General features: G+C 65.8%; 10 protein-coding genes and 1 tRNA gene. 2 read left to right on the forward strand and 9 right to left on the reverse strand.

Features of this window, described 5'->3' with window-relative positions; translation table 11 throughout:
* Window positions 1-22: 22 nt before the first annotated feature.
* The 7 genes from GOSPT_RS17545 to GOSPT_RS17570 form a co-directional block, all read right to left on the reverse strand.
* The gene (locus GOSPT_RS17545; protein WP_005207792.1) at window positions 23-1228 is read right to left on the reverse strand and encodes a L,D-transpeptidase; all 1206 of its coding nucleotides are present in this window, start codon (window positions 1226-1228) and stop codon (window positions 23-25) included.
* A 298-nt stretch (window positions 1229-1526) separates the two neighbouring features.
* Window positions 1527-2423, reverse strand: a complete 897-nt coding sequence (locus GOSPT_RS22875) for a putative toxin-antitoxin system toxin component, PIN family (RefSeq protein WP_005207793.1) — start codon at window positions 2421-2423, stop codon at window positions 1527-1529.
* Window positions 2424-2440: 17 nt separating this feature from the next.
* Window positions 2441-2656 (reverse strand): hypothetical protein, encoded by a 216-nt coding sequence (locus GOSPT_RS23680; RefSeq protein ID WP_005207794.1) that lies wholly within the window; start codon window positions 2654-2656, stop codon window positions 2441-2443.
* 107 nt (window positions 2657-2763) lie between these two features.
* Window positions 2764-3009 (reverse strand): phage major capsid protein, encoded by a 246-nt coding sequence (locus tag GOSPT_RS17555; protein WP_005207795.1) that lies wholly within the window; start codon window positions 3007-3009, stop codon window positions 2764-2766.
* Between the two features lie 112 nt (window positions 3010-3121).
* Window positions 3122-3194 (reverse strand) — tRNA-Lys (locus GOSPT_RS17560).
* A gap of 92 nt (window positions 3195-3286) precedes the next feature.
* Window positions 3287-4525 carry a L,D-transpeptidase gene (locus tag GOSPT_RS17565; protein ID WP_005207796.1) on the reverse strand — a complete coding sequence of 413 codons (1239 nt, stop codon included), beginning with the start codon at window positions 4523-4525 and terminating at the stop codon, window positions 3287-3289.
* Window positions 4522-4743 carry a DUF3618 domain-containing protein gene (locus tag GOSPT_RS17570; RefSeq protein WP_005207797.1) on the reverse strand — a complete coding sequence of 74 codons (222 nt, stop codon included), beginning with the start codon at window positions 4741-4743 and terminating at the stop codon, window positions 4522-4524. The genes GOSPT_RS17565 and GOSPT_RS17570 overlap by 4 nt, the downstream gene beginning before the upstream one ends.
* Window positions 4744-4989: 246 nt before the next feature.
* On the opposite strand from GOSPT_RS17570, the gene bcp reads away from it, so the two are divergent.
* Together bcp and GOSPT_RS17580 are read left to right on the forward strand one after the other, a co-directional pair.
* Window positions 4990-5460, forward strand: a complete 471-nt coding sequence (gene bcp, locus GOSPT_RS17575; protein ID WP_005207798.1) for a thioredoxin-dependent thiol peroxidase — start codon at window positions 4990-4992, stop codon at window positions 5458-5460.
* A gap of 35 nt (window positions 5461-5495) precedes the next feature.
* Window positions 5496-6116: a TetR/AcrR family transcriptional regulator gene (locus GOSPT_RS17580; RefSeq protein ID WP_005207799.1), complete on the forward strand. Its 621-nt coding sequence runs from the start codon at window positions 5496-5498 to the stop codon at window positions 6114-6116.
* A 36-nt stretch (window positions 6117-6152) separates the two neighbouring features.
* Here GOSPT_RS17580 and acpS read toward each other — a convergent pair whose 3' ends face one another.
* Both acpS and GOSPT_RS17590 read right to left on the reverse strand, forming a co-directional pair.
* Window positions 6153-6545, reverse strand: coding sequence for a holo-ACP synthase AcpS (acpS, locus tag GOSPT_RS17585; RefSeq protein WP_039856554.1), 393 nt, complete (start codon window positions 6543-6545; stop codon window positions 6153-6155).
* A 4-nt stretch (window positions 6546-6549) separates the two neighbouring features.
* Entirely contained in the window at window positions 6550-15780 is a 9231-nt protein-coding gene (locus GOSPT_RS17590; protein WP_039856538.1) for a type I polyketide synthase, read from the reverse strand.
* Window positions 15781-16143 lie beyond the last annotated feature (363 nt).

The raw sequence follows: 16143 nt of genomic DNA on the forward strand, positions 1-16143 counted from the left end.
GTGACTGGTGTCACGGTAGGTGCTAGGCGTTGCCCTTCGACCAGACCGCCCAGGGGACATTCCAGTCGCCGAGTCCGTCGGTGCCCGAGAGCGTCCCGCCCGCGGTGTTCTTGACGATCACCGGGTCGCCTCGCAACGTGTTCTGCATGACCCACAGCGCGTTGTCGGGACTGAGATTGAGGCACCCGTGGCTCGTGTTGGTGTTGCCCTGCGCCCACACCGACCACGGTGCGGAGTGGAAGAAGATTCCGCTGTAGGACATACGGGTCGCGTAGTCGACCGGGGTGCGGTAGCCGTCTGCGGAACCGACGGGGACGCCGTAGGTCGAGGAGTCCATGATCATGTTGTCGTGCTTGTCGGACACGAGGTACACACCGTTGTCGGTCTCGGTACCCGGCTTGCCCATCGATGTCGGCATCGTGCGGATGTCCTTGCCGTCGCGATTGAACACCACCTGCTTGGTGCGGTCATCGGCGGTCACCACCATCGAACGACCGACGGTGAAGTTCGACTTGAGATTCTCCTGCCCGAAGACGCCATCACCCAAATCGATGCCGTAGGTGTTCACCGCAACGGAGACCTTGGTTCCCGGCTTCCAGTAGTCCTTGGGCCGCCAGCGAACCTCGGTATCGCTGATCCAGTAGAAGGCGCCCTCGACCTGAGGCGTGGTGGTGATGGTGATCGCGCGCTGGGCGGCCTTGCGATCAGCAATGGGTTCGTCGAACTTCACGGCGACCGGTTGCCCGACACCGACGGTCTCGCCGTTCGACGGGGTCAGGTACGCCTGTGTCAGATTGGCAGGTGCTCGCGTGGTGAACGAGACGCGCTTGGTGCTGGTGCCGCCGATACCCTTTGCGTCGGCCTGCACTGTGTAGTTGCGCGCGTAGCCGAGAGGCTCGGCACTCGTCCATCGCGTCGCGTCCTCGCTGAGGCTTCCACGCAACGGCGTGCCGTCGGCCTTGTCGATCCGCACATTGGTCAGTGCGCCCTCGCTGGCCTGAACCGTGATCGGCGCACCGGGCTGAATGCCGACCGCCTGATCGATCAGTGGCCTGTCGGCCCACTCGGTGATCTCGACGCCCGGCATGAGGAGATCGCCGAAAAGTGCTGAGCTCTGCACATTCTCGGAGTATTTCGCCGTCTGCGAGCACGAGCTCAGCAGCGCGGCCACGGCAACCACCATTCCAACGATCATCAACCCGCGTCGCTGGATACGACCGCTCACCATGTGACTCCTGCCCGATGTTCTAACGATCCGCGGGCCTCCGTTGTGTGGAGCCGCAGATGTGGATCAAATGACTGTGCGCGATGGCGCGCCACCAGTGTACGAGATACGACGAATGCCCGAGTCGCCCGACATGACCATTAGCCCGCCATGCCGTACGACCGAACGACAGAGACCAGTGTCCGGCGCAAAAAGCGATCGCCCCGGACGGAACCGGGGCGATCGCGGTAGTTGTTGTGCGCCATCAGGGACTCGAACCCCGAACCCACTGATTAAGAGCCCACTAGCGGGGTTTCTTGAATCACTGCCCTAGCGTCGGCCGCGGCCGGATTCGTTCAGGCTCGACAGCATCGCCGATCCCGAAAACGCGCCAGTGATCGAAGTCGGCATCGGGTAGGTCATCGAGATCTGGGCATCGCTGCATCGTGGCGAAAATTGTGTCTGCGGGCAATGGGACGTCCCCGACCACGCGCAGATTCGTTCCAGGGTCCGGCGGCAGCTTGATATACGCGACATCGGGTGACGCGTAGATAGGGCGAGTGGCCATTCCGCGCTCCGAGAGTTGCTCGCGTATCCACTTCAATGCTTTACGTTTGCGGAAGTGCTTGAGCGTTTCCGGGACGACGACGAACGCGAGTAGTTCCTTGACGTTCGGTTCGTCCAGGACGGCTGTGAACGCCGTGTAGGCCGTTATGACACCGCGGTGACCCTCGGCATCGATTAGTGCCCACGACCGTTCTTCTGATCCCTCCATGTAGCCTTCGCCCCATTCGTGGACGAAGTCCAGGGCCTTTATCGCGGCAGCCGGCTTGCGCACGTCGAGGCCGGGGAAATCGATCCGCAGCACGGCCTTGTCGCCACTCACGAGCATCGTTGCGTCTGAATCCTGGAACAGCGCAACCAGGTAGTTATCGTCTGGGTCGTCACAGACGAGAGGGATCTCGTTGTCGGGGCGGTCGTCGATCCAATCAGCTACGACGGTTACGGCGTCGACGAAATCTCGAACCTCATCGAGAGAAAGCCAACGTCGGAACTTTTCCCGCTCCAGCCTGGTCTCCAACTCTTCGCACAGGTGGTCCGACATGATGAGCGAGATGCGACCCCGCCGAGCAAGTTCGATGAGCTGCGCAGAATGACCACTCGGGCTGAGCGCTGCACTTATAAGAGCGTTGGTGTCCAGTACAAGGACAACGGTCAACTATCCGATACCTCCGGCTACCGGGCGTAGACACCCTGGCGACGTTCGCGCCGGATACGTTCGGTTTCGGCTTCGACTTCCTCGAATGCCGCGTCCTCCGACAGTTCGCCCCGTTCGCGGACCTCGCTGTAGACCGCATCGAGAGCGGCTCCGGCCAGGGCTGCGTCGTCATTCTTCCCGTAGCGCGCAGACAACCTCCGTAGAGCGTCGGCACGCCTATTCTGCCTGCTCATGAGGTCCTCCTCCGGATGGTGTCCCACAAGTCTACCCATCCGAAGACACGGACGTAATGTGAACGACCCCGATGCCGGGTAGGGCATCGGGTCGTCGGGTGCTCGCGTCATCGGGTGACGCAGGCGGGTTCCGCCGCAGCGGTCGCCACCCGGTAGATGGCGGCGGGTTGGTACACCGCAACATCGAATCGGCCCTCAACGCGCGCCTGAATCTGGTTGCGCTGGAACAGCTCTCCCGACTCGACGCTCCATTCGATGTCGATGCGCGGGCCGACGATGTCGATGGAGATGGCCGCGGGGTCTAGGACCACACCGACCTTGACCGGCAACGCCGTCGACAGGACGACACGCACTCTTCGGATGACCGCGGCACACTGAAACCCGTTGGCACACTCTTGGCACAGTGGCCACTCAAACGAAAAAGCTAGGTCAGAGGAAAATACCTCCGACCTAGCTACCTTCTTGTGCGCCATCAGGGACTCGAACCCCGAACCCGCTGATTAAGAGTCAGCTGCTCTGCCAATTGAGCTAATGGCGCTTGGCCGTGCGAGAAAGAACCTTACAGGGTCACTGCCTCAGAAGTGAAATCGCCTGTTCGGAAGCCGTTTTTGGCCTCTCCCGCACGGGAACTCATGCGTTGCCCTTTTTCCACACCGCCCACGGAACGTTCCAGTCGCCGAGGCCGTCGTCTCCTGGCAACGGCTCGCCGACGGTGTTCTTCGCGATGACGACGTCGCCTCGGAGTGCGTTGTTCAGGAACCACTCCGCGTTGGCGGGGCTCACGTTGAGACATCCGTTGCTCACGTCGTCGACACCCTGGTCGCCCAGCGACCATGGCGCGGAGTGAACATAGATGCCGCTGAACGAGATTCGAGTCGCGTCGTACACGGTCTCGCGATAGCCGCCGGGCGAGCTCACCGGCACGCCGTACGTCGACGAGTCCATGATCACGCTCGGCTCACGCTCGGCGACCATGTAGATGCCGTTGTTGGTCGGCGTCGAATCCTTGCCCATCGACGTCGGCATCGTCTTGACGACCTTGCCGTCGATCGAGATCGTGATGTTCTTGGTCTTGTCGTCGGCAACCGCGACAAAACTGCGCCCCACCTTGAAATTGGTGTCGAGGTTGTTGCTGCCGTACACGCCACCACCGAGGTCGATGCCCTTGAGGTTGGCCGCGACGTGCACCTTGGTACCCGGCTTCCAGAAATGCTCGGGGCGCCAACGCACCATGCTGTCGTTGAGCCAGTAGAAGGCACCCTCGACCGGCGGGTCGGCGGTCACCGTGATCGCACGCTGCGCGTTGAGCTTGTTGGCGACCGGAGTGTCGAAGTTGATCGCGACTGTCTGCCCTACTCCGACGGTTTCGTTGTCTTGCACCACCGACGACACCGATGCCAGCGAGTCCGCGGACGCCGTCGTGAAGCTGATCTTGCGAGCACCATCACCCTCGACGCCCTTCGCCGCGGCGGTGAGCGTGTAATCGCCACCGAAGTCGAGCGGCTGACTCGACACCCAGGTACCGCCGTCGGGCGACACCTTGCCCGCGACCGGACCATCAGGCCCCGACACGACGACGGACGTGAGACTTCCGTTCTGGGCCGCGACCTTCACCGGTGCGCCCGGCATGACGCCGACCGCGTGGTCGGTCATCGGACGGTCACGCCAGCCGGTCACCGAGATCGTCGGCTGCGCAAACGATTGCAGCGCAGGCGCATTGGTGACGGTGTCGGGATACTCGGGCGACTGAGAACAAGCCGCCGCACTGACGACCACCAATCCGGCTGCCGCGAGTGCGCCCACACGCCGTGCACGCGAACCCCGGGACTTCTGTCGGTCTACAGAACCAGAGGGACGAGCACGCGTCACGCGATCACCTTGCGGACGACGACAACCAGAACGACGGCACCGGCAACCGCGAGCGAGATCTTGACCGCCGGCTTGTTGACCAAGGCGATCAGCTTGGTCTTCGCGTCGTCGGCAAGCCGCTCGGGACTTACCCGAACCGCGAGTTCGTCGAGCGTGTTGGCCAGGTCCTCGCGCGCCTGCACGATGTCTTGTTCGATACGGTCGGTGTCGCCGGCCACAGTTGTCCTCCCAGACTTCTTCACTACACATGCGGACTCACCGATCCGCGTCTTTCCGCCAGAACGCCGTCCACGCAGCGGCCACGGCAGGTCTCGCACGCGTCGACAGAGCAAACGACATGTCGAGAATACGTCATCGCGAGGTGGTGAGCCGCGTCCTGCGCGAGTGAGTTGAGGCCGTGCCCGGTTTGCCCGGCTGTGGGTCGATCACCCGGTCGACCTGCCCTATCGGTTAGCCTGACCACCATGTCTGGCACATCCCGTCTCGAGGTCGGCGACACCGCGCCCGACTTCACACTCACCGATGCCCACGGCGAATCGGTCTCTCTCTCCGACTACGCCGACTCCAAGGTCATCGTCTACTTCTACCCCGCGGCGTCGACTCCCGGCTGCACCAAGCAGGCGTGCGACTTTCGCGACAACCTCGCCGAACTGGACGGACAGGGCATCGCCGTCGTCGGCATCTCCCCTGACAAGCAGGAGAAGCTGGCAAAATTCGCCGACGCCGAGGGCCTGACATTTCCACTCCTGTCCGATCCGGACAAGTCGGTCATGACCGCATGGGGCGCTTTCGGCGAGAAGAAGCTGTACGGCAAAACCGTCACGGGTGTGATCAGGTCGACGTTCCTCGTCGACCACGGGACCATCGCGCTCGCGCAGTACAACGTGCGTGCCACCGGGCACGTTGCCAAGCTCAGGCGCGACCTGTCGGTGTGACCACAGGCGTTGATCGAACCGAGCTGATCGAACCGATGAGTACCGAACCCCTGGTGCCGCGCAAACGCCCGACGCAGGAGCGCAGCAAACGAAAGTTCTCCGCGATGCTGGCGACGGCGCGGGACCTGCTGACCGAGGTGGGTTTCGAGTCGCTCACCTGCGAAGAGATCGCCGTTCGCGCCGGAGTGCCCATCGGAACCCTCTATCAGTACTTCGCCAACAAGTACGTCATCGTCTGCGAACTCGACCGACAGGACACGGTCGGGGTACGTGAGGAGCTCGCCGCCTTCGCCTCGGAGGTGCCGTCGCTCGAATGGCCGAACCTGCTCGAGAAGTTTCTCGACCATCTGGCGACCCTCTGGCGCGACGATCCGTCGCGCCGCGCGGTCTGGCTCGCCGTCCAGTCGACGCCTGCCACCCGCGCGACGGCATCACTCAACGAACGCGTGCTCGCCGAACAGGTGGCAGGCATCCTTGCCCCGCTGACCCCCTCGCAGGGACGGCGTCGGGACATGATGGCACAGGTCCTGGTCCACACCGCGTACTCACTGTTGAGTTTCTCGGTGCAGGACGGCCACGACCACGCCGCGACGGTCGACGAACTCAAGCGCATGCTCGCGGGATATCTCCTGCTCGAGGAGTCGACCGGTAGCTGAATCCGTTGCACGACAGACGGATTGGGCACCCTCCGGTCAGCTCCCCTCCAGAATCGCCACCGCGGCAGCGGTGTTCCCGTCGTGCGTGAGCGAAATGTGCACGGTCGTGTCACGAAGGTGTTCGGCGATTTCTCCCGACAACCTGATCGCCGGACGGCCCCAGGTGTCGGTGACCACTTCGATATCACTGTGCCGGATCAGCGGCAGCAGCGGCGAGCGCGAGAATCGGCTCACAGACCACGCCTTGACCACGGCCTCCTTCGCCGCCCACCGTGCCGCGAGGTGACGGGCATCCTCGCCCGTACCCGTTGCCGCGTCACGCCGCTCGCCCACCGTGAACCTCTCGACGAAGTTCGTGCCCACCTGCTCGAGTTGGTCTCCGAACTCCGGGATCGACACGACGTCGATCCCCACCCCGAGTACGGCCATCGCGTCAGCGTCCATCGGCCGCGGCGCCGTACGCACCATCGGTCGTCAGCCGCGCACCCGGATCGAGCAGCAGTCCGGCTTCGGCATCATGCTCGTCGAGTGTGCTGTCGAAACGACGACCCGACGGACGTCGGTACGCAGGCTCGCCGCCGCACATCGCGACCAGCCGCCGCTGTGCGCCATCACGTTCGCGGCGTGCCGCCCGATCGCGATAGCTCTGCGCCTGATCCGAATCCAGAGTTGCAACAAAGGCTTCCGGATGAACGATGGCGATCAGACCCGACACGTGGCCGAAGCCGAGGCTGGTGAGCAGACCTGCCTTCAGGGGGAATCGATCACCGAGCGCGAGCGGCTCACGCGCCCACACGAGATGGGGGTAGTCGCGCATCTGCTCATCGACACAGTCGAGACTGCGGTTGGGTGGGATCACTCCGTCGCGCAGCACCTGACAGAGCCCGATGAGCTGGAATGCCGCCGCGCCGCCCTTCGCATGGCCGGTGAGCGACTTCTGCGACACGACGAACAGGGGCGCGCCGGGCGTCCTGCCGATCGCGTCGGCGAGCCGTTCGTGGAGCTCGGACTCATTGGGATCGTTTGCGCGCGTTGAGGTGTCGTGCTTAGACACGACCGCGACATCGTCGGCGCTCACGCCGAGCGCACCCAGCGCATCGGCCAACGGTGAGGCGAGCGCCCCACGTGCGGCGCCCAGTGCTCCGAGTCCCGGCGCGGGAATCGAGGTGTGAACACCGTCGCCGAAACTCTGCGCCCAGGCTACGACGCCGAGAACCGGCAATCCGAGCTGTGCCGCGACGTCGCCACGAGCGAGCAGAATGGTTCCGCCACCGGCAGATTCGACGAATCCACCACGTCGCCGATCGTTGGCACGCGAGTACCGGCGCTCGTCGATTCCGCGTGCAGCCATCTTCGCCGACTCCGCGGTCGCCGACATGTCGCCGAATCCGACGATGCCTTCGATACCGAGATCGTCGAATCCGCCCGCCACCGCGAACATCGCCTTGCCGAGACGGATCTTGTCGACGCCCTCCTCGACCGACACAGCGGCCGTCGCACACGCAGCGACAGGGTGGATCATCGCACCGTAGCTGCCCACGTACGACTGAACAACGTGTGCGGCAACGATATTCGGCAACGCCTCCTGCAGGATGTCGTTGGCTTTCGCCTCGCCGAGCAGCGTGTTGACATACAGCTCACGCATCGACGTCATGCCACCCATGCCGGTTCCCTGAGTGTTGGCGACGAGTCCCGGATGCACCCACCGCATCAGTTCCGACGGCGTGAAGCCCGATGACAGGAAGGCGTCGACGGTCGCGACGAGATTCCACAGCGCCACACGGTCGATTGATTCCACCATGTCGGGCGTGACACCCCAGCGAGTCGGGTCGAACCCGGTCGGAATCTGACCTCCGACGGTCCGGCTCAGCTCGAACTTGCGGGGCACGCGGATCTCGGTACCGGCCAGACGCGTGACCCGCCAATCCCCGGTGTCGGAGATCGGAGCGATCCTCGTCTTGTCCGGATCAGCATCCGCGAATGCCCTGGCCTGCTCTTCGGAGCTGACGGTAAAGCTCAGATCCTCGTCGAGGAAGATCGACGTGAGCAGCGGCGAGGTGTTGTCGACCATCGCACCGTCGTCGGCGTAGCGTCGAATACCGCAACGTTCGACGACCGCGTCGTGGTAACGCTCGGCGATATCGGCCTCGTCGACCGGATCGCCACTCTCGGTGTCGTACCAGCCCGGCTTCGGTGCGTCGTCCCAGACGATCAGACCGGTGTTCCAGGCAAGCTCCAACACGCCTGCCGCGCTCAGCTTTTCGTCGACCTCCATCTCGAACCGGGTGCGCGACGAACCGTAGGGTCCGAGCTCTCCGGCGCCGACGATGACGACGAGATCCTCGGGACGCGCATCGATCGACGGCCACGCGGGCGTCATCGATGCCGCGGCACGAGCCGGCGCGGGCAGCGCAGCGACGGTCGCCTCGTCGAGTTCCTCCGTCTCGACCTCAGTCTCGCCCGCGTCATCCTGTTCGGTGGCAAGTGATTTGAGGTCGATGGACGGATCGAGGCCGCCGGTGAAGTCGGCGAGAATCGCCTGATCCCGGGCGGCGACGCGCTGCTCGGGAGTGCACAATCCGAGGAGCTGTGCCGCCATTTCGTCTGTGCTCCACGTCCGCACGCCTGCGGCCTCCACGGCCGCGACCATGCCGTCGTTGTGACCCATCAGCCCGGTGCCGCGCACCCAGCCGATGAGCGCGTGCGCGAGAGTCGTTCGCGCACCCCACGATTCCTCGGCTCCCCAGCGGGTGACGAGCGCATCGAGTGCGGCCTTGGATTCGCCATAGGCCCCGTCCCCACCGAACATGCCGCGATTGGGCGATCCGGGCAGCACGACGTGCAGTCGAGCCGCGATGTCATGGTCGGCACCGATCTCACACAGCCCCGCGATGAGCCGCTCCACCGACCAGAGCAGGACCTTCATCTCGAGCTCGGCGCGCGCTCCGGCGTCGGTGAGATCACCGGCGACACGAGGTGCCGCGAACGGGAAGAGGAGCGTCGGCTTCATCGCCGGCTTGAGGACAGCCGTTGTGCCGCCGATGTTCTCGGTCTGTTCGCTGCCGACCCATTCGACGAGATCGTCGACGTCGGTGTACGACGCCATGTTGGTCGGTGCGACCCACAGCGCGGCGTCGTGACGCGCGTTCTCGCGGTAGAGCTTCTTGTAGAAGGCGAGCTTTCCGGAATCGAGCTTCGACGTCGTGGCGATGACCGTCGCTCCGCCCGCGAGCAGTCGGCCGATCACGCCTGCGGCGATCGATCCCTTGCCCGCGCCGGTCACCACTGCGACCTCGTCGGACCATTCACCCGAGTCCGGCGCCTCTGCTGCGGCGGCGATCGCGCCGAAGATCTGGGCACGTGTCGCCTCGCCTGCAGCGGAAGCCTTGCCCTGCCACCACGTGGCATGTTGTGCGACAGTCTGTCCCGCACCCACGAAGGACTCGACGATCGACTCATGTCGGTCGGCGAGATCGGCGTCGGAAGTCAGCCAGATCCGCACCAGATCCTCGCGGCTCGTGGCCCACCGGTCGTCGACGAGGACGATCTTCTCGGCGTCGAACGCCGGCGCGACGGTGCGTGCCCAGTCGGAGCCGAGCTCGGCACTGACCCGCTCGGCCAGCTGAGCGTCGACGTTCTCCGCGATCTCGGGCGCGGCGTCGTCCTCGGTGAGTCCGAGTTTGGCCAGCACCGTGTACGCGGCAGAGGCGAGCGCGCCGCTACGTCCGGTCAGTTGCTCGGTGAACTCACCGAGAGCGGCCGCGTCGACCGTTGCGCCACCGCCGGTGTCGGCCGCGGGCTTGGCGACCGCGATGCCGCGGGACGCACCCACCGCGGTCACCGCGCGGTCGACGAGAGCGTCGAGTGCGTCGGTGTTGGCGAGAGGTCCGTCGAGCAGATCGCCGAGGTCGCCGCCACGCACACTGGCTCCGTCGCGTGTGCCGAGAGCGAGCGCCACGGTGGCATGCAGCCCCCAGCCAGGACCTAGCTGCCACACACCGGTCACACGATCGGCGATGTAGGCCTGCCGCTTTCCGACGGGGCCGAGCACCTTGCGGATCTGATCGGACACGGCGTCGGTGAGGACCGCACCCAGAGGACGGTAGCCGCGCGCGAGGCTGTCGACCGTCGCGGCGAGCGCCACCATGTCGGCTTCCGCGGCACCGTCGATCGCGCCGAGTCCGAGTTCGGCACCGATATCGAGCAGGAGCTGGTTTCTCCGCGACGAGACGCCGTCACACAACGCCTCGATGGTGTCTGCCGAACCGATCTGCTCGGGGCGGATCTTGGTCCACAGCGCGACTACTGCACGAACCGCATCCGACGGCCCGAAGGAGACGTCGTCGGGCCGCGGAGCGCCCGCGGGCGCGCTCGGAGCCGCAGGCGCTGCTGCCGCGGGAGCGGGCGTGTTTGTCGCCGCATCTTGTGAAGCACCGGTGTCTTGCGCAGCCGCGTCGTCGGCGGGTTCGTCATCGAGCTCGGCACCCGCGTCCTTGGCGAGGATGACATCGGAATCGCGCTCGAGATTCACCACTTCGGTTGTCGCCGAACCGTAGTCGTCGAGCTTGAGGGTGTTGGTCGCCAGGCCTGCGAGCGTCGGCGCACCCTTGAGGCCGATCTCGACGAACCGTTGGATGCCGAGGCCACCGCGTTCGGCTGCACCGAAGAGGAGGTCCTGCGTCTCGATCCAGCGCACGGGACTCGCGAACTGCCACGCGAGCAGCTCGATGAGAACGATGCGCGCCAAACCAGCCGGGTCAGCCGCATGGGTGTCCCAGTCGGCGAGCACGGCGTCGAGCGGCTCGGACGGCACCAGCGCCGCGATCTCTTCGACGAACGCGCGGTCGAGTGTGAACAATCGCGGCATGAGATTCGGGATGTAGCGCCCGACGAGGATGTCGGGATCGATCCGTGCGGGCAGCAGTTCGTCGAGCTTGCCGCGGAACTCGGGCACACCGGCGCGCAGCACCGTCGAATGGAACGGGACGTCGATGCCGGGTACGAGGATGAACGATCGCTTGCCGCCGAATTCGGTTCGACGACGCTCGATCTCGTCTTCGAGATGTTCGAGACCGCGAACGGTACCCGCGATGGCGTATTGCGAGCCGAGAAGGTTGAGGTTGACGACCTCCAGGAACTCGCCGATCGACTCCCCGACCTCCGCGACGAACGACTCGACGTCGGCGTCGGCGAGGCCGAACTGACTCGGGCGAATGGCCGCCATGCGATAGTCGCTGCGCCCCAGTTCATCTCGCGGGACCAGATGGTGCATGGCCTCGCCGCGCTGGAACACCACCTCGAGGACGGCTTCGAGTGGGAGCACTCCCGCGCATGCCGCGAGGGCGTTGTACTCGCCGACCGAATGCCCACAGGTGATGGCACCGTCGACGAATCCGCCTGCTTCCTTGAGCTCAGCGATCTGCGCGACGCCGAGCGTCGCCATCGCGACCTGGGTGAACTGGGTCAGGTACAGCACACCGTCGGGGTGGTTGTAGGTGGTCCCGTTGGCGACGAGGGTTGTGGGGTTGTCGCGAACGACCGCGAGAATCGAGAACCCGAGAGCAGCACGTGTGTGCTTGTCCGCGCGGTCCCAGATGGCCCGGGCGGCTTTCGAGCGCGACCGGGCGTCGAGCCCCATGCCCTTGCTCTGGATGCCCTGGCCCGGGAAGGCGTAGACGGTGCGCGGAGCCGCAAGAAGTCCCGTGGCACTCATCACCAGGGTGTCGCCGACCTTGCAGGTCACCTCGACGACCTCGCGGCCGCGATCGAGACCGACGCGGTCGACGCGGACCGAGACCGCATCTCCGGTGCGGACCATCCCCAGGTAGCGAGCCGTCCACCCGACGATCGGGCGTGGCGACGGGGTGCGATTGCGTGAATCGGCCGCGGTGACGACGTGCTGAGCGGCCGCCGACAGCCACATGCCGTGCACGATCGGCTCGCCGAGTCCTGCGAGCTTCGCGGCACATGCGTCGGTGTGGATCGGATTGCGGTCACCCGAGACGGCAGCAAACGCACCCATGCGCGTCGGCGCGGTGATCGTCGCGGTACGCAGCGGCTTCCGGGTGGCCGACGCCTCGTCTGTGATCGCTCCCCCGGCGCGCTGCGGATCGTCGAGTTCGGCATCGCCGATCCGGCCTCGGATGGCGAAACGCTCTGTCATACGGGCGATCTCACCGTCCGGTCCCGACACCTCGACGGCGACGTCGATGACGCGTCCCACGGTCGTATCCCGGACGTCGCCCGCGCGGGCGACGACGGTGAGCTCGGTGTCGTGGTCGGGAATGGTTGCGAACGTCTCGATGGTGTGGTCGAGGTGGACGAGGTCGAGCAGTCCCTCGACGACGGGGATGCCGTCATCGGTCTTGGCAGCACCGACCACCGCGAAAACGCTTGGCCAGCAGGCGCCTACGAGCGTGTCGGGCACCGCGAAGCCGAACGGCTGCGACGGTGTCACGGCGTGGAGGTGAGCGGGCAGCGTGTTGGCGGTGACCACGGCGTGGTCGGCGACGCCGTCTGCCGACCACTCGACTGTGGTGACCGCGGCACCGTCGACGACGTCTGTCAGACATCCACCCGCTGCGACGGTGAGGATCTCGCGCATCGCGTCTGCGGCATCATCTCGCTCGATGCGCGGGCTACCGCCGTCGGCGATGCTCCGATCGACGCGGAGCGGAATGCGCACCGACGATCCCGAGATCGGCACTGTCAGCTCGAAGTTGTCTTCGCCCAGATGCTCGAGCACAGCGCCGGTTGCCGCGTGCTCCGCGCGATGCTCCGAGGTGACCTCCCAGGACTCCCGAGCACCCAGTAGCGCAATGGGACTCGGCACGATACGGCCGGCCCACGAGACATCGTCAGCCCAGAGCACGGCACCGAGGACGCCTGTGTCGCGAACCTGGGCCTGCTTGCGCGCGGTGATCGGCTCAGGCGCCGCACCGGCGACGGTCAGATCGTCGACGACCCTGGCCTCGAACCGGTCGAGTAGGTCACCCACCGGTTCATCGACACGAGTGATACCCGATACCGCGACCGGCCCCGGGATGATGCAGACGGCGTCCGCGCCATAGCGTGCATCGTGGGCCTGCCACAGCGAGTCGCTGCGCCACCACCGTCGAACATCTTTGTCGACGACGGGCACGAAGTTGACCGGCTTGCCGGGGGTCCGGCACAGACCGAGGAAGAACGCGACGTCCGCGGGATGAAGGATGTCGGTCTCGATCTCGGGATAGACACCGCCGAGAGCGTCGATCGCCGCATGCGGATCGTCGGTCGACGCGAGGTCGGCGAACATCGTCGGCACCGGCCCCGAATCCTTCGGGTGCATACGCGCCTCGGTACGCTGCAGCATCTCGACAAACCGCTGCTGCCAGGTGATGTCGGCCCACGGGTACTGATCGGTGCGACCGTCCCCCACGGCCAGCGTCGCGTAGCGGTCGAGCCATTCGCGATAGGTCATGGAGTCGACGTCGCCGAAGTAGGGCTTGGCGGTCGGCGCCATGGCGGCCACGATCTCGTCGCGGCGTTCGGCCACCGCGTCGGCGTCGCCCGCCACCTCGTCGAGAAGTCGCCCGCAGCGCGACGCGGCGTTGTCGACCTCGTGGATGTCGGCGCCGAGTTGGCTTCGGCCCGAAGCCATTCCGTGTGCGGCACGGCCTGCGCCGATCCACTCGTCGACACCCTCGGTGTCGACGAGCAACTGCTTGACCTCCGGCGCCGTGGTGGCCTCGGCGGTGGCCATGGCCGCGGTGCCGATCAGGATGCCGTCGAGCGGCATGGTGGGATAACCGTGCCTTGTTGCCCATTCGCCGGTCAGGTACTCACTGGCGCGCTCGGGCGTACCGATGCCGCCACCGACGCAGATGACGACGTTGTCACGCACGCGCAGCTCGGCGTAGGTGGAGAGCAGCAGGTCGTCGAGGTCTTCCCATGAGTGGTGGCCGCCGGCGCGTCCGCCTTCGATCTGCACGATGACCGGGTGGTGCGGTACCTCGGCGGCGATGCGGATCACCGAACGGATCTGCTCGACGGTGCCGGGCTTGAATGCGACGAAACGCAGTCCTGCCTCGACGAATTCGTCGACGAGGGCCACGGCGTCCTCGAGTTCGGGGATACCCGCCGACACGATCACGCCGTCGATCGGAGCGCCCTGCGCCCGCGCCTTCTGCACGAGACGCTTGCCGCCGAGTTGGAGCTTCCACAGGTACGGATCAAGGAACAGCGCATTGAACTGTGCCTCGCGGCCGGGCTCGAGGAGGTCGGTGAGCGTGGCGACGTTGCGCGCGAAGATCTCTTCGGTCACCTGGCCACCGCCGGCGAGTTCGGCCCAGTGGCCCGCGTTTGCCGCGGCGGCGACGATCGCCGGGTCAACGGTGGTCGGGGTCATGCCCGCAAGCAACATCGGAGAGCGCCCGGTCAGTCGGGTGAACGCCGTCTGCACGACGCGCCGACCGTCGGCGAGCTCAGCCAGCGTCGGGGCGAAGTCAGACCAACGGCGTGCGACCTCCGGAATTCCACCGGGGCTGAACAGGTTTCGCTGACCTCCGCGAAGTGCGGTGGCCACCAGGCCGACGCCCTGCCCCCGAACGAGCGGCGCGGTGAGTCGCGTTGCGAGATCGCTGGGACCGAAATCGAGAATCCACGCGGCGCCGTCGGCGATCACGGCGTCGATCTGAGCAACCCAGTCGACCGGTGCGACCAGAATCGATTCGGCGTGACCGGCAGCGGAGTCGGCGTCGATTCCGCAGGTCTGCGCCCACTCGCGCACCAGATCGACCGCCGGTGCCATGCCGGGGTGGTGGAATGCGACGCTGACGGGAAGCTCGTCGAAGACGGGGGCGAAGGGCGCGCCGCCGGTGACCTTGCGCTTGCGGTCGTCGGCCTCGGCGGCCACGATGCGCTCGCACTCCGCCGCGAACGCCGCGAGGTGCCGGGGTGCGCCGGACAGCACAACCGAACGACGGCTGTTGCGAATGGCGATCACGGGTGCGGTGACCAATTCGGCGTCAGGCAGCCCCGCGCGATAGGTCGAGAGGATCTCGTCGATGCGTGCCGGGGCAACGTTGGTGATCGACAGCATCGGCGAGCCGTCGGGACCGCTCGCCAGGCCACGACGTCGAGCAACGAGCGTGCCCGCGGCAGCGATGAGATGCGCGATCGCAAGTAGCTGTCCGCAGCCGCTCTCGCCGTGCCGGATGGCGTCGACAGCGAGTGATCCCTGCGAATGTCCGACGACGGCGACGGGTGCGATCGCATCGGGATCGAGGCCCTGCTTCTTGAGTGATTCGACGACGGCAACCTGGCTGAGGAGCACACCGGGCCCGCTCAGTGCGAAGTCGGCGAGCTCGGCGTCCGACGGCACCGGCTCGCCTGCATCGGCTGCACGCACCCACGCGAGCGGATGGAAGCCGTCGGGGCGGGCGATCTCGATGGAGTCGGCAACGGGGGCGAGCATGCGCTCGGCGACGGCGACTGCTCCCGCCAGCTTCTGCTCTAGATCGGCGTCGACGACCAATTCGGCCAGTGTCGACAACCACGGACCACCCTGTCCACCGAAGCTGATCGCGTACTGCTCACCTGCTGCGAGCCGATCGATCAGGGATTCTGCAGGGCGTCCGGTGTTGCGGCTTCCGTGGTGCCCTGGGCGGAATTGGTCGACGGTCACGGGCTCTCCTCGTGGTTCGGGGCTCGGCTGATATGCGATGCAGGAGTTGTCTGGGTTTCGTGCGAGAGCACCACGTGGCACGACCCGGCGGCGGGGGGATATCGCCGGGTCGCGCACGTGTCTCTCACGAACATGCTTGCCCAGCAACACCTTTGACGCTGTGGCGGGCGACTGACAGTTCCGCATGGAACGTCGTCGACATGAACGTGGCACTCATGATGGCACATAAACGTGAGGACTTCCTCATGTTGTTCCCGACCCCCAGGTATACCCGCGAGTAGTCCCGCCGGTAACAAATGACGCCGCTTCCCGCCGCCGAAACCATGTGCACATCCGACCAGTTCGCGGCGCATTTTCTTGCTG

The organism is Gordonia sputi NBRC 100414 (assembly GCF_000248055.1).
In the GTDB taxonomy this organism is placed as follows: domain Bacteria; phylum Actinomycetota; class Actinomycetes; order Mycobacteriales; family Mycobacteriaceae; genus Gordonia; species Gordonia sputi.